11 protein-coding genes are annotated in these 14,725 nt (G+C 69.0%); 2 read left to right on the top strand and 9 right to left on the bottom strand.

From position 1 onward, the window contains the following. The first annotated feature begins 200 nt into the window (after positions 1–200). Entirely contained in the window at positions 201–818 is a 618-nt protein-coding gene (locus ABZ953_RS09110) for a GNAT family N-acetyltransferase (protein ID WP_361719118.1), read from the top strand. A 135-nt stretch (positions 819–953) separates the two neighbouring features. Here the strand turns inward: ABZ953_RS09110 and trxA are convergent, their stop codons facing one another. The 7 genes from trxA to ABZ953_RS09075 form a co-directional block, all read right to left on the bottom strand. Then, positions 954–1,283, bottom strand: coding sequence for a thioredoxin (gene trxA, locus ABZ953_RS09105; RefSeq protein WP_361719115.1), 330 nt, complete (start codon positions 1,281–1,283; stop codon positions 954–956). Between the two features lie 41 nt (positions 1,284–1,324). Beyond that, on the bottom strand, positions 1,325–2,302 hold the full coding sequence (gene trxB / locus ABZ953_RS09100; RefSeq protein ID WP_361719113.1) for a thioredoxin-disulfide reductase: 978 nt from the start codon (positions 2,300–2,302) through the stop codon (positions 1,325–1,327). Between the two features lie 213 nt (positions 2,303–2,515). Beyond that, positions 2,516–3,493 (bottom strand): hypothetical protein, encoded by a 978-nt coding sequence (locus tag ABZ953_RS09095; RefSeq protein ID WP_361719110.1) that lies wholly within the window; start codon positions 3,491–3,493, stop codon positions 2,516–2,518. Then, the gene (gene sigM / locus ABZ953_RS09090; RefSeq protein WP_361719107.1) at positions 3,490–4,224 is read right to left on the bottom strand and encodes an RNA polymerase sigma factor SigM; all 735 of its coding nucleotides are present in this window, start codon (positions 4,222–4,224) and stop codon (positions 3,490–3,492) included. Before sigM ends, ABZ953_RS09095 begins: the two co-directional genes overlap by 4 nt. Before the next feature lie 42 nt (positions 4,225–4,266). Then, positions 4,267–5,979 (bottom strand): protein kinase family protein, encoded by a 1,713-nt coding sequence (locus tag ABZ953_RS09085; RefSeq protein WP_361719104.1) that lies wholly within the window; start codon positions 5,977–5,979, stop codon positions 4,267–4,269. 118 nt (positions 5,980–6,097) lie between these two features. Further along, complete coding sequence (gene murJ / locus ABZ953_RS09080; RefSeq protein WP_361719101.1) at positions 6,098–8,626, bottom strand: murein biosynthesis integral membrane protein MurJ; 2,529 nt, start codon at positions 8,624–8,626, stop codon at positions 6,098–6,100. A 46-nt stretch (positions 8,627–8,672) separates the two neighbouring features. Beyond that, complete coding sequence (locus tag ABZ953_RS09075; RefSeq protein WP_361719098.1) at positions 8,673–11,054, bottom strand: DUF6049 family protein; 2,382 nt, start codon at positions 11,052–11,054, stop codon at positions 8,673–8,675. Between the two features lie 193 nt (positions 11,055–11,247). On the opposite strand from ABZ953_RS09075, the gene ABZ953_RS09070 reads away from it, so the two are divergent. Then, complete coding sequence (locus ABZ953_RS09070; protein WP_361719095.1) at positions 11,248–12,690, top strand: CCA tRNA nucleotidyltransferase; 1,443 nt, start codon at positions 11,248–11,250, stop codon at positions 12,688–12,690. A gap of 113 nt (positions 12,691–12,803) precedes the next feature. On the opposite strand, the gene ABZ953_RS09065 is transcribed toward ABZ953_RS09070, so the two are convergent. Further along, the gene (locus ABZ953_RS09065; protein ID WP_361719274.1) at positions 12,804–13,301 is read right to left on the bottom strand and encodes a hypothetical protein; all 498 of its coding nucleotides are present in this window, start codon (positions 13,299–13,301) and stop codon (positions 12,804–12,806) included. A 141-nt stretch (positions 13,302–13,442) separates the two neighbouring features. Then, positions 13,443–14,699 carry an MFS transporter gene (locus tag ABZ953_RS09060; RefSeq protein ID WP_361719092.1) on the bottom strand — a complete coding sequence of 419 codons (1,257 nt, stop codon included), beginning with the start codon at positions 14,697–14,699 and terminating at the stop codon, positions 13,443–13,445. Positions 14,700–14,725 lie beyond the last annotated feature (26 nt).

Genomic DNA, 14,725 nt, shown 5'->3' with positions numbered 1-14,725 from the left:
GCGATCGGGTATGGCGCATCCACCTGACGGCACCTCTTTGGGGAGGCGGGGGCCATGCGATCGATGAGCCGCACCGGACTGATGACCGCGGGCCTGGGGTTAGGAGCGGTCGGCGGCTTCGTCGGCAGCCTGCTCAGGGAACGCAGCGCTCTGACAGCTGCCCGTAGTGCGGCGGCCGATGGAAATGAGGAACCGCCTTCATGGGGCGTCGGCTCGTACCGCTCACACTGGACAACCTCCCGGATCTCCCCAAGCGGTGCCGGACGTGTGTCTTCTGGGAGCTGGACCCGGTCAGCGGCCAGGCCGCGGTAAAGGCCGGCACTCCGGAGACGGAGAAGGAGGCGTGGATTTCCGCCGTCCTGCTGGAGTGGGGGTCCTGCGGCCGCGTCGTCTACGTCGACGACATGCCGGTCGGCTTCGTGCTCTACGCGCCTCCGGCGTATGTCCCCCGCTCCACGGCATTTCCCACGAGCCCGGTGTCTCCGGATGCCGTGCAGCTGATGACGGCCTGGATCATGCCCGGGTACCAAGGGCAGGGGCTGGGCCGAGTGATGGTCCAGACCGTCGCGAAGGATCTCCTGCGCAGAGGGTTCAAGGCGATCGAGGCCTTCGGAGACGCGCGGTGGGAGAAGCCCGCGTGTGTGCTCCCCGCGGAGCATCTTCTGGCGGTGGGCTTCAAGACGGTCCGCCCGCATCCCGCCTATCCGAGGCTGCGACTCGAACTGCGGACGACGCTCTCCTGGAAGGAGGACGTGGAGCTGGCGCTCGACCGACTGCTGGGAGCGGTGCAGAAGGAGCCCGCGCTCCGACCGCTGTGAACCGACGCGCGGGCCGCGTGGGAGGACCTGAGCCGAGGGCCTGAGCCAGGGAAGGCCTCAGGCCACTGAACGACGAATGGGCCAGTCCCCGTGGGGACTGGCCCATTCGTGTTTCACGTGAAACATCGCCGCCGATTACTCGGCGATGAAGTCCGCGAGGTCCTTCTCGATCGCGCCCTTGGGCTTGGCGCCGACGATGGTCTTGGCGACCTCACCGTGCTGGTACACGTTCAGCGTCGGGATGGACATGACGCCGTACTTGGCGGCCGTACCCGGGTTCTCGTCGATGTTGAGCTTGACGACCTCGATCTTGTCGCCGTGCTCGGCAGCGATCGCCTCCAGGGAGGGCGCGATCTGACGGCACGGGCCACACCAGGCGGCCCAGAAGTCCACCAGGACGGGCTTGTCGCTCTTGAGGACATCTTCCTCGAAGGAGGCGTCCGTCACAATCTTCAGGTTGGCCACTGCGGGCTCCTCATCTCTCGGGGTGGTGCACGGGGGGAGGGTCAGACGCTGGCGGTCGGGGTCTTCTCGGGCTCCGGGGCCTCGGCGTCGGACAGTGCCGCCAGGAAGCGCTCGGCGTCGAGAGCGGCGGAGCAGCCGGTACCGGCCGCCGTGATCGCCTGACGGTACGTGTGGTCGACGACGTCACCGGCGCCGAAGACACCGGTCTGGTTCGTCCGGGTCGAGGGAGCCTCGACCTTGAGGTAGCCCTCGTCGTCCAGCTCGAGCTGTCCCTTGAAGAGCTCGGTGCGCGGGTCGTGGCCGATCGCGATGAAGAGACCCGTCACCGGCAGCTCGGACGTCTCGCCCGTCTTCAGGTTGCGGAGCGTCAGACCCTCGAGCTTCGGGTCGCCCTTGATCTCGGCGATCTCGCTGTCCCAGACGAACGAGATCTTCGGGTCGGCGAAGGCGCGGTCCTGCATCGCCTTGGAGGCGCGCAGGGTGTCACGGCGGTGCACGATCTTCACGGACCTGGCGAAGCGCGAGAGGAAGGTGGCCTCCTCCATCGCGGTGTCACCGCCGCCGATCACGGCGATGTCCTGGTCCTTGAAGAAGAAGCCGTCACAGGTGGCACACCAGGAGACGCCGCGTCCGGAGAGGGCGTCCTCGTTCGGCAGGCCCAGCTTGCGGTGCTGAGAGCCGGTCGTGACGATGACGGCCTTCGCGCGGTGCACGGTGCCCGCGGTGTCCGTCACGGTCTTGATGTCACCGCTGAGGTCGACGGCGACGACATCGTCGGGTACGAGCTCGGCACCGAAGCGCTCGGCCTGGGCCCGCATGTTGTCCATGAGCTCGGGGCCCATGACGCCGTCCTGGAAGCCGGGGAAGTTCTCCACCTCGGTGGTGTTCATCAGCGCACCGCCGGCGGTGACGGCGCCCTCGAACACCAGCGGCTTCAGCGACGCGCGCGCGGTATAGAGCGCCGCCGTGTAGCCGGCGGGCCCGGAGCCGATGATGATCACGTTACGGACGTCGGTCACGGCTTGATTCCTCGTCTCTGGGGACTGCTGCGTAGTGCTGGTGGGTGCCTGTCTCAGGACTCTCACCCCACCCAACGGATCCTACGGGGCATGCATTCCCCGACATGGCCGAGCGCACGGAAGCGCGGCAGGCGGAAGAGTGCCATGTGCCACAAGAGCGCTGGCCGCAGCGTCGAGCGCCCGCCGGACAGGGCGGGAAAAAGCCTGGGACTGTCAGCCCTGAGGGTAGGCGTGCGTCATGAGAACCTTGCCCGCGCGCGGCGAGGACTTGCCCACGCAGGCGGCATCGACGATGTACGCGGAGACCTTGGAGCTGTCGGAGTCATGGGGGACCACCACGAGGTAGGCGTCCTTGCCTTCGTAGGAGCCCTCTTCGGCAGCGAGCGGTGTCCTGTCACCGATGCCGCGCTGGATGCAGTTCGGCACCTGGACCGTGGTCATCGGAGAGTTCTTCTTGGGGGACTCCGGGCTGGAACGCGTGTCGAAGGACGGCGTCGAGGCATCCGTCTGCCCTTGGGGCTTCCGCACGTGGTTCTTGTCGAGGAGACCGGCGACGCGTCCTTCGAGCTTTCCTTCGGAGAAGGCGTTCGCGGTATCGGTGCGCTCAGAGGCAGACCCGGCCGGGCCGTCGGTATCGCCGCCCATGGTCTGGATCAGCAGGGTCCCGAGACCGATGGCCGCTGCGGTGAAGACGGCGCCGAGCACGGTCGTCCGTCGGCGCATGCTCCGGAGGCGGCCCCCACGCCCAGGTCCGGTGGCTGCCCGGGAATGTCCCGCGGGCCTGTCGGTGACTCCGGCGGAGACAGGAACGGACGATGTTTCACGTGAAACACGTGCGGCAGCGGACGCAGAAGCGAGGACTGCCGGTTCAGAGGTCGCCTCCTCCGACGCCGTCTCCTCCGAGTTCACATCTTCTGAGTGCAGGTCTCCGGTCGTGGTGGAGTCCAGCAGAGCCTCGGCAGCGAGTGCCGCGTCGATGCGCCCGGCGACGTCGTCCGGCATCCGCGGAGGGCCCGGGAGGGTCCCGAGCATGCCGCGGATCTCCTCCAGGGAGGCGTAGACGTCGGCGCAGAGCTCGCAGCCGTCCAGGTGCCTACGCACGGCGCTCGTGCGCGACGGAGGGAGGAGACCCTCGGTCAGATCGGAGATCTCGGCGACGTCCGGGTGCTCGGCCGTATCGGTCGTGGTCACGCTCGCCCACCTCCGCCCTTCACAGCAGCTGAATCGCTCGGTCCTGTATCCCGTGGCCCCGCTGCCGGTGGGACGGATGTCCCCTGCGTCCGGTTCCTTCCCGAGCCGGGCTTCTTGCTTCCCTCGTCGTTGCCGCCATCCCCCTTGCCCGGAGGCGACTCCGTACGCAGATGGGTGAGGAGCGGCAGGAGTCTGGCCCTGCCGCGTGCGCAGCGGCTCTTGACGGTCCCGGTGGGCACATCGAGGACGCTGGCCGCCTCGGCGACGGGGTAGCCCTGCATGTCGACCAGGACGAGGGCGGCACGCTGGTCGTGAGGCAGAGTGCCGAGCGCCTCCATGAGCTCCCGGTGCAGGTCGCCCCGCTCGACCGGGGCGGCAGCCGACTCCTCCGGTTCCAGGAGCTGCTCGAGGCGTTCGGTGTCATCGATCGGTGTGGCCTTGCGCGAGGCTGCCTTGCGCGCCCGGTCCAGGCAGGCGTTCACGGTGATCCGGTGGAGCCAGGTCGTCACGGCGGACTGCCCGCGGAAAGTGTGTGCCGCGCGGTAAGCGGACACCAGGGCGTCCTGCACCGCGTCGGCGGCTTCCTCGCGGTCTCCGAGCGTGCGCAGCGCCACGGCCCACAACCGGTCACGGTGGCGCCTCACCAGCTCGCCGAAGGCGTCCTTGTCGCCGGCGACGTGCCGGGCGAGGAGGTCCTGATCGCTCAGCTCACCGTGCGCGGTGCTGTCCATCGTCGAACCCCCTCCCCCAGTGAGCTGTGGTGGGCCGATCCTTCAGCCCTTGAGCTGCACGTCCTTGATGGCTTGCTTGTACCCGGCTCCGATGTACCCGTCCCTGCCGGAGTTCGGGACTTCGGTCATCCAGAGGAGCACGTACCGCGACTTCACGGGCTTCTTCGCCTTGATCTTGGCGGTGGTGCCCGAGGTGGTCGCGGTACCGATCTTCTCCATGGAGTCGACCCCTGTCGAGGGTGCCAGTGAGTCCGTCGCGTACAGCGAGACCGTGGTGCGGTCACCGCCGTAGAGAAGGGCTACTGATGCCTCGGAGACCTCATGTTCCGATCCGAGGTCGTAGACGATACCGACACCGGGCTTGAACGGGGCAAGACGCGGGCCTTCCCTGAACGTCTTGGTGCGCCAGAGCGTGGAGGAGTCGTTGTCGAAGGTTTTGGGGACGTCGCTCGGGGCTTGGGGGTCGCCCTTGAGGACCAGCTCCTGGCCACTCTTGATCTGAATCGGCTTCGCAGGCTTCGGCTGCCCCTTGTCTCCGTCGCCTCCGTTGGTGTGCGTCGTGCCGGGGTCGCTGGAGTTCTCGCGGTCCATGAGGGCGTCAGCCAGCTGCCAGCTGCCCAACCCGAGCGCGGCGATGAGCAGCGCGGAGACGGTCCACTTGAGGGCCTTGCCGGTACGGCTCTGCAGCGGCGGCAGCGGGGCGGCCACGGGCTGGGTGGCGCCCGGACCCGCGGGGCGGCCGTACGTGCCCTGTTGGTACGTGGTGCGCTGGTACTCGGGCGGCGCGGTGAACACCGGCTCGGGCGGGCGGATGCGGGGCATCTCGCCGATCGCCTTCACCAGCTCCTCCGGCGTCGTGCACGGAGGGTCCTGGCGGGAGGCGGTCGCACCGTCGTTGACGAGCGCGCGCATGGCGAGCTCGGACAGGCCGCGGTGGACGCCCGCGCGCACCTGGTCGGGGGCGATGAGGCCGATGTCCTTGGGGAGCCCGGAGAGGCCGTACGCGTCGTCCTCGTACGGCCAGCGCTGGGTCAGCGACGCGTACAGAAGGGCGCCGATCGCCTCTGTGTCGGCGCGCTGCGGGGTTTCGGAACTGATGCCGCGCAGCGCGGCGTTCACGGCGAGACCCCGGATGCGGTACTGGCCCGTGGAGGTGCGCAGCACCGCGCCAGGGGTCAGCCGCAGATGCGCGAGGCCTTCGCGGTGCGCGGCGGCCATGGCCTGGGAGACCTGGTTGACGAGCTGGTAGGCGTCGTGCGCCTCGAGCGGGCTCGCGGCCAGGAGCGCGGTCAGCTCCGTGGCGTCGGGGAGCCACTCGTGGACCACGTAGACGAGGTCGTTCTCCTCCACCGCGTCCAGGACCTGCACGAAGCGCGGGTCACCGAGCAGCGCCGAGGAACGGGCCGCCGCGAGGACCGAACGGGCCCGCGGGTGGTCGGCGGGCAGGAGATGCACACCGACGGCGCGGCGAAGCTTCTCGTCGACCGCACGCCAGCTGCTGAAACCGTCCAGACGGGTGACGCACTCTTCGAGTCGATAGCGTCTGGCGAGTTTGTGGCCACTGTGCAGTTCTGGGGGTGAGGAGGCCCCGTGGCCCGTGGGTTCGTCGTTCTCCGCCACGTCTTCTTCTGCTGCCGTTTCCCGCTCCCGGGTCTGGGCCACCCCGTCGGCCGTGGCCTGCTCCGCCTTCGCGGTCAGCGGTTCGTCACCGCTGTTGTCTGCCACGTCGACGGCAGCCGTGCTCCGTTCCGCCACCGTCGTTCCTGCCTCCCCATCCGTTGCGCTTCGTCAGACGCCAAAGCCAATTGTGCCCACAGTCTGGCGCTATGCACGACACACGGTGGCCGACGATGGTTGTGCGAGGCCGACCATCTCAGCGACCGAGACGGCCGCGGACCATGCCGACCATCGAGTTGAGCTCCGCGATGCGCATGCGCTTCGCGGCGACAAAGAAGACGCCGAGCAGCACCACACCCCCGGCGAGGAGCGCTGCCAGGGATCCGATGACGCCCTGTCCGAGGCCCTTGGTGACCATGTAGGCGGCGCCGCCGCCGAGCAGGGTCCCGGGCAGCGCGGCAATGCCCAGACGGGCGTAGGTACGCAGTACGTGGGCGCCGTCCAGATCGCCACCGAGGCGCTTGCGCAGCCTGCGCCAGGCGACGCCCACGCCGATGGCGTACGCGAGACCGTAGACGGCAGCCATGCCGGTCACCGCCCAGCGAGTGGGCAGGACGACGTAGCAGGCCCCTGACGCGGCGGCGTTGAAGACGGCGACGATGACCGTGTTGTAGAAGGGCGTCCGCGTGTCCTCGTAGGCGTAGAACGCGCGGAGCACGACGTACTGCACGGAGTAGGGGATCAGGCCGAGGCCGAAGGCCATCAGCATGTAGCCCATGTTCGTGGCCTGTGCGCTGCCCGAGGAACCGAAGATCAGCGTGCACATGGGGATGCCGAGCGCGACGAACCCGAAGGCGATCGGCACGATGGCGACAGCCGTCGTGCGCAGTCCCTGGGAGATGTCGTCACGGACGGAACCCGTGTCCCCGTCGTGCGCGGAACGGGCGAGCCTGGGCAGCAGGGCCGCCATCAGCGAGACCGTGATGATCGCCTGCGGGAGGCCCCAGATGAGCTGCGCGTTGGCGTAGGCGGCGAAGCCGATGCCGCTCGTCGACGGCAGATCGACGGTGGCCGAGGTGGCCAGCTGGGTGACGACGAGGGCGCCCGCCTGATTGGCGAGGACGAACAGGATCGTCCACTTGGCGAGCTTGGCGGCCTTGCCCAGGCCGTGGCCCCGCCAGTCGAAGCGCGGGCGCAGCCTGAACCCGGTCTCGCGCAGATACGGGATCATCGCCAGGGCCTGGACGACGAGACCGAGGAGAATGCCGACACCGAGCAGACGCTCGGCCTCCGGCGGGATGCTGTTGACGCCCATGCCGGACGTCTCGGAGGTTCCGTACACCCAGATGAACATGCCGAGCGTGGAGATGATGACGATGTTGTTGAGGACCGGCGTCCACATCATCGCGCCGAACTTGCCGCGTGCGTTGAGGATCTGCCCCATCACCACGTGGACGCCCATGAAGAAGATCGAGGGCAGGAAGTAACGCAGCAGCGTGGTGCCGACATCGGTGGCCGCCGCGTTGTTGGCGACCGGGACGGACATCAGCCGCACCAGCTGCGGAGCCAGCACGATGCCAAGGACCGTGAGCACGCCGAGTGCGGCCGTGACGAGGGTCAGCAGGCGGTTGGCGTACGCCTCACCGCCGTCTTCGTCCTCCTTCATGGAGCGCACCAGCTGCGGCACGAACACGGAGTTGAGACCGCCACCGACGGTGAGGATGTAGATCATCGTCGGGATCTGGTAGACGACCTGGAAGGTGTCGCCGAGCAGGCCGACGCCGAGCGCCGAGACGATCAGGGCGGAGCGGATGAAGCCGGTGAGGCGTGAGACGAGTGTGCCCGCGGCCATGACGGCGCTGGACTTCAGCAGGCTCGACGCGCGGCCGCCGGACTTTCCGGCAGGCGCGGGTGCGGGCGCTGGGACGGGCGGCGGCGCCGGGGTCGGGTCGGCGGCCGGCGCGGGGACGATCGGCTGCTCCACGGCGGGTGGATAGCCGCCACCGACAGGCTGCGGATAGCCGTCGTCCTGCGGGTAACCGTTGCCTTGGGGGTACTGGCCGCCCTGCGGGTAGCCCTCGTCCTGCTGATAACTGTTGCCCTGGGGGTAGCCCTCGCCCTGCTGGTAACCGTTCCCCTGCGGGTAGCTGTTCCCCTGCTGGTAACCGTTGTCCTGGGGATAACCGTCCTGCTGGTACGCGCCCTGCGGGTAGCCGCTCTGCTGGTACCCGCCTTGCTGATGACCGGCCTGGGGGTACGCGTCCTGCTGGTAGTCGGCCTGCTGGTACCCGCCCTGCTGGCCGCGGTAGCCACCGGGCTGCTGGTCGCGGAAGAGGTGAGCGAAGGCATCCGGCTCGTGGCGTTCCTCGCCCGCCTGGGTGACCAGGTCGTCGACGCCCACGAACTGCGTCGTGCGGGCGTCGTCGCCGTACGGGAGGTGCCGGGTCACTCCCTCCGGCTCGGGGGGCGGGGTCTGCGCCCACACGCGCGGGTCGGGCGAGTGCTGCGAGGCGGGTGGCTGGGCGTAGAGCGGCTGCTGCGGGTAGGCGCCGGGCGGCGGCGGGGGGTGCGCCGCGCGGTCGTAGAGCGCCTCGGTGACCGGGTCCTGGGCGGAGAGGTCCTGTGCCCGGTAGGGGTCCTGGTCGTAGGCGTCCTGGAGATACATGTCCGGCGCGGGCTGCGGTGGTACCTGCCCGTGCCCGTGCTCGGGGCCGGGCGGTGGGCCCTCGGGCGAGGCGGAGCCGCCCGTGCCCTGGCCACGGTCACCGTCGTACGGCGCGTTCATGGTTACCCCACCTCATCGTCCCCGGGCCCACCGGCCACGACATCGCTCAACGGTCCACTCTCTCACCCGTGTCCGACGGGTCGGTGCTTTCCGGGGCGGTGTCCGGTGTCGGGTCACTCGGCTGCTCGGGGTCGTCCTTCCCGGGCTCGGTGCCCGATTCGCCCTCCGGCCCGTCGTCCGGCCCTGTGCCCGGGCCTTCCTGGGCCTGCTTCCGGGCCGCGCGCTTGCGCTGCGTGTACATCCGGAACCCGGCCAGTACGAGGAGCAGAAGCCCGCCGGCGATGACCAGCATCACCGTGGGGGTGACTTCGGTGACGTTGACGTCGAAGCGGACGGGTTCGCCGTAAGGCTCCCCGTCCTCTGTGTACAGCTGGGCGTACACGGGGACCGGGCCGTTGGCGTTGGCCGTGGTCGTGAACTTCACGGACTGGGAGTGCCCGCCCGCGATCTTGATCGGCTTCTCCTCGAACTGCCCGTCGCCGATCTTCAGACGGGTGGGGTTCCTCGAGGACAGCCGCAGGACCAGGTGCTCGACGCCCTGCACCAGGTTGTTCTGCACCGACACGGGGATGGTCGCGCTGCGGCCGGAGAGCTTCGCGTCGGCCCTCCGGATCAGGGACACCTGCCTGGTGAGGTCGTTCAGATAGGCCCACACGCTGTCCTGATAGGCCCTCGCCTCCTTCGGGCGCCCCCGCCAGGACGTGGACATCTCACGGTCTATGGCCCTCCCGAAGGGGGTGACCACACGGTCCTTCTGGATCAGGATCACCTGGAAGCGTGTGAGCCGGTTCTGGGTGTTCTGAATGTTCTCGAAGGACCGCTGCGGCAGCTCCTGCTTGCGCAGCGACGCCGGGTAGGACCCGGCCGAGGGGACCTGGGTGGTGGCCTGCGGATCCGGCTTCGCCTTCGCGGCGGCGGGCAGGTCCTCGGACTGCGACCACTTCTCGTCGGCGAGAGCGGAGAGCGCCTTCTGCATGGCCTGGGCCTGACTCGCCGAGGGCATGCGCTGCGGAGCGACGACAATGTGGCGCTGCTTGTCGGGGTTCTGCAGGTTGATCATCAAGCTCTGGGCGAGGAACTCCTGGACGGCGAGCGTGGAGTCCTCGGCACCGGTCATGTCGCGCTGGAAGGCCGTCGAGAGGCGCGCGTCGGTCACCACGGCGGTCGTGCCGCCGCCGATGGGCCGCGCCGCGTTCGGCGAGTACTGCAGGTCGTCCGATTCCCCCATGCTGTCGCTGCGGGCGATCACCGAGTGGGCGCCCGCAGAGGTGGCGACGTCGACGATCGACGGATCGATCGCCCCGTCGGCGGGCCACGCGAAGTCTGTGCTCGGCTTCACCTGGAGGATCGTCTTCACCGCGTTGGCGCCCACGTCGGTGGCTTCCTTGAGGTGGCCGAGGGAACCGGTGACCGCCTTGCCGGTGTGTGCGAGGGACGCGAGGTCGGGGTCGGCGAAAGGCAGTGCGACGACCTTCTTGCCCTTGACGGCGGCCTGGAGGTTGTTGAGCCACTGGTTGGCGACCGCCTGGTGCCTGCCCGCCCTGGTGGTCTTCCCGTCGGGGTTCTCGATCCGGTAGCTCTTCGTCATCGCGTCGACGGAGGCGAGCAGGTCCGGATCGATGACCCAGGTGATGTCCAGGCCGCTGCCGAGGGACAGCAGCTGTTCCAGGCGCCCGCCCGTGGCCAGCTCTTCGGCCAGGTCGTCGTTCTTGAAGACGGGCGTCTGCTGTTCGTCGGAGCCGGTCTTAGCCGTGAGGTGGTTGCTGGAGGTGAGCGGCCAGAGATACGAGGTCTTCGTCTTCGTGCCGGCGGCATCGGGCTGCCACGGCAGGAAGGTGCGCTCGATGCCCAGCACCTGCGGATAGGGCTGGGCGCTGGTCTGGCCGGTGAGGGCGACCCCCAGCTGATAGACGCCGTCCATGCCAAGGGGCAGTTCCTTGACGGGTACGGAGATGCTGAAGTCCTGCCGGACCCCCGGAGCGAGCCTGCGGAACTTGTCGACGTACTTGCCGCCGACCTCCGTGCCCTCCGACCCGGGCTGGAAGCCCGTGCGCTGGGCGGCGCTGTCGATCGAGCTCCGGGAGCTGAGCGGTGCGACACGCAGGCCGACCTGCGACCCGGTCACCGTCTGCTTGCCGTTGTTGGTGACCGTGCCCGACACCGTGAGGGTGTCGCCCTCACTGGGAGCAGTGGGGGTGAGCGAGTCCACAGAGACATCGACGGTACGGGAGCCGGTCGCGTCGGCCTTCGCGCTCTGTACGACGGCTCCTGCCTTGGCGCCGGGGCCTGTGGCGTGTGCCACTGGGCCTGCCGGGACCTGTAGGAGGCCGGCCAGCAATGGGGTACCCACCAGCAGTGCTGCGGTGCGCCGCAGCCACCGGCGGGCAGGTGAGGGGCTTGTCCCCGGAAAGTCTGCCGCCTCGGCCACGCGTTCGCCCGTCCCTCGTCGTCAGTGGTCGTCGGTTGTGCGTCCACGCATGGTAACGATGCGCGCTGTGGCGAAGTGCCGCGGACTGCTCCACGTGATCGGAAGACCTGTCCGGAGCGGCGGCGGGAGCCCTGTGGGGCCGGAGAGTAATCGGGTCGGCCGCGGGCGTCCGGGCCACGTACCCTTTTCTGTTGTGCCGAACGCCAATGAAGACAATCCCAGCGCACTGAGCCAGGTGCAGCGCCGCGCGGTCAGCGAACTGCTGCGTGTGTCCCCTGTCGCGGACGATCTCGCCCGCCGTTTCCAGGAGGCCGGGTTCCCTCTCGCCCTGGTCGGCGGCTCGGTCAGGGACGCCCTTCTGGGCCGGCTCGGCAATGACCTGGACTTCACGACCGATGCTCGCCCCGAGGACGTACTGAAGATCGTCCGCCCGTGGGCCGACGCGGTGTGGGAGGTCGGGATCGCCTTCGGCACGGTCGGCTGCCAGAAGGAGGGCTACCAGATCGAGGTCACGACGTACCGCTCGGAGGCGTACGACAGGACCTCGCGCAAGCCCGAGGTGTCCTACGGCGACTCCATCGAGGAAGACCTCGTGCGCCGTGACTTCACCGTCAACGCGATGGCCGTCGCACTCCCCGAGAAGGAGTTCGTGGATCCGCACGGCGGGCTCGACGATCTCGAGGAGCGCGTGCTGAGGACTCCTGGCACTCCCGAGGAGTCCTTCTCGGACGATCCGCTGCGCATGATGCGGGCCGCGCGCTTCGCCGCGCAGCTCGACTTCGAGGTGGCTCCCGACGTCGTCGCCGCGATGAAGGCGATGGCCGAGCGCATCGACATCGTCTCCGCGGAGCGGGTACGGGACGAATTGAACAAACTGGTCCTCTCCGCGCACCCGCGCAAGGGCCTTGCCCTTCTCGTCGAGACGGGGCTGGCCGAGCGGGTCCTGCCCGAGCTGCCGGCGCTGCGTCTGGAGCGGGACGAGCACCACCGCCACAAGGATGTGTACGACCACTCGCTGATCGTCCTCGAGCAGGCGATGGCGCTGGAGAAGGATGGCCCCGATCTGACGCTGCGGCTCGCGGCACTGCTGCACGACATCGGGAAGCCGCGGACGCGGCGCTTCGAGGACGACGGACGTGTCTCGTTCCACCACCACGAGGTGGTCGGCGCCAAGATGGTCAAGAAGCGGATGACGGCGCTCAAGTACTCCAACGAGCTCGTGAAGGACGTCTCGCGTCTGGTCGAGCTTCACCTGCGCTTCCACGGCTACGGCACGGGAGAGTGGACGGACTCGGCCGTACGGCGCTACGTACGCGACGCGGGCCCGCAGCTGGAGCGTCTGCACAAGCTGACCCGCTCCGACTGCACGACGCGCAACAAGCGCAAGGCGAATGCCCTGTCGCGCGCGTACGACGGCCTGGAGGAGCGCATCGCCCGCCTCCAGGAGCAGGAGGAGCTGGACTCGATCCGCCCCGACCTCGACGGCAACGACATCATGGAGATCCTGGGCGTGGGCCCGGGCCCCGTGATCGGCCAGGCGTACAAGTTCCTGCTGGAGCTTCGCCTGGAGAACGGGCCGATGGAGCGGGAGGCGGCGGGGGCAGCGCTCAAGGAGTGGTGGGCCGCGCAGAGCTGAGGCTTGAGAGCGGAGACGGGGTGGGGATGTTTCACGTGAAACATCCCCACCCCGGAAACACCGAGGGGCGCTGTTTCACGTGAAACCGTGAAACAGCGCCCCTCGGCGGTCTGCTACTTGGTCTTCTTCAAGCAGAGCACCACGTTGTGGCCCTTGCCGCTCTGGTAGTAGGCGACCTCTGAGGTCTTGACGGCCTCGCACTTGTCGCTGTCGCTGGTGTCGTCGAACTTCTCGACCACCTTGAACTCGGACTCGCTCGACGAGCAGTCGACTTCCTTGAGGTCCGGCGAGAACTGTGTGCCCTCATTGTGCATGCAGCTGCCGACCGAGGTGGACTCCGCGTCGCTCTTGTTTAGCATCGTCTTGCCGACGGCTATGAGGATCGCCACCAGGACGAAGCCGCCGATCCGCAGCAACAGCTTCTTGCCACGCCCGCGAGGGGCGGCCGGCGGGGGCACGGGACCACCCTGGTTGTAGGGCGGGTACGGCTGCTGCGGCATACCCGGCTGTCCCTGGTGCACCGGGTACGGGGCTGTCGAGGCCTGCTGACCGTACGGAGCGCCGCCCTGGGGCTGGCCATAGGGGTTCTGGCCCTGGGGCGGGTACGGCATCTGGCCCTGGGGCGGCGGAGTGGTCACGTTGGGGGTCCCCCTAGAACGAAAGCGCGATGGCGCGAATACGACGCCCGTAAGTTATCCAGGCGCGGCGGTATCTCTGTAGCCCAGGGAGGCTCTGTGTCACTGATGTGACACTTACTGCGCGTCAAACCGGGCCATAGCCCCAGCAATCGCCGCGTAGACCAGAGCCACCGTGATGACCAGCGGAACCGAGCGGCCGTCAGGTGGCAGCATCAAGGCGGCCACTGCCGCGGCGCCGACGAATGCGACGTTGAAGAGCACGTCGTAAACGCTGAAGATCCGGCCGCGGAAGCCGTCGTCCACCGCGGACTGCACCACCGTGTCCGTGGCGATCTTGGCGCCCTGGGTGGTCAGGCCGAGGACGAAGGCGGCGACGAGGAGCGGGGCGGGCTCGAAGGGGAGGCCGAGCGCGGGTTCGAGGACTGCCGCCGTTCCCGCGCAGGCGACGATCCAGCCGCCCGCCCCCAGCCGTCCCACCGCCGCAGGCGTCACCAGAGCCGCCACGAAGAACCCCGCCCCGGAAATCCCCACGGCCAGGCCGAGCAGCGCGAGCCCGTCGGGCTCCGTCGACGACCAGGCGTACCGGCACAGCATCAGGACCATGACCGTCAGCGCGCCGTAGCAGAACCGCATCATCGTCATCGCGGCCAGCGCGCGGGCGGCCGCGGGCCGTTGGCTCAGATGCCGCACCCCTGCCTTCAGCCCGTGCGCCGTTCCGGCCAGCGCGGCAGCGAGCCGTGGCGGCACCAGGTCCGGGTCCGGGCCGAGCAGCCCGCGCGCCATGCGGAGCGAGGCGAGTGCGGCGCAGAGGTACAGGGCGGCGCCGAGGAGGACCACTGCCGCGTCCGAGTCCGACCCCACCAGCCGGACGACGAACGCGAGCCCGCCGCCGATGGTCGCGGCGAGTGTCCCCGCGGTCGGCGAGAGGGAGTTGGCGATGACCAGGCGGTCGGCGTCGACGACCCGTGGCAGCGCGGCCGAGAGTCCGGCCAGGACGAAGCGGTTGACCGCGGTGACACAGAGGGCGGAGATGTAGAAGAGCCAGTCGGGGACGCCGCTGAGCATCAGCACGGCCGTCAGCGCGGCCAGTGCGGCCCGCAGGAGGTTGCCGTACAGGAAGACCTGGCGGCGCTGCCAGCGGTCGAGCAGGACCCCTGCGAAGGGGCCGATCAGCGAATAGGGCAGGAGCAGGACCGCCATGGCGGAGGCGATGGCCGCCGGCGACGTCTGTTTCTCCGGGGAGAAGACGACGTACGTGGCGAGCGCGACCTGGTAGACGCCGTCCGCGCCCTGGGAGAGCAGCCGTACGGCGAGCAGCCGCCGGAAGTCCCGCAGCCGCAGCAGTATCCGCAGGTCACCGACGACAGCCATGGGGCACAGCCTCACATACGAGGAGG

The organism is Streptomyces sp. NPDC046465, from assembly GCF_040646035.1.
Classification (GTDB): domain Bacteria; phylum Actinomycetota; class Actinomycetes; order Streptomycetales; family Streptomycetaceae; genus Streptomyces.
Note: the sequence above shows the minus strand (reverse complement) of the source record. Positions and strands in the feature narration are given on the sequence as shown.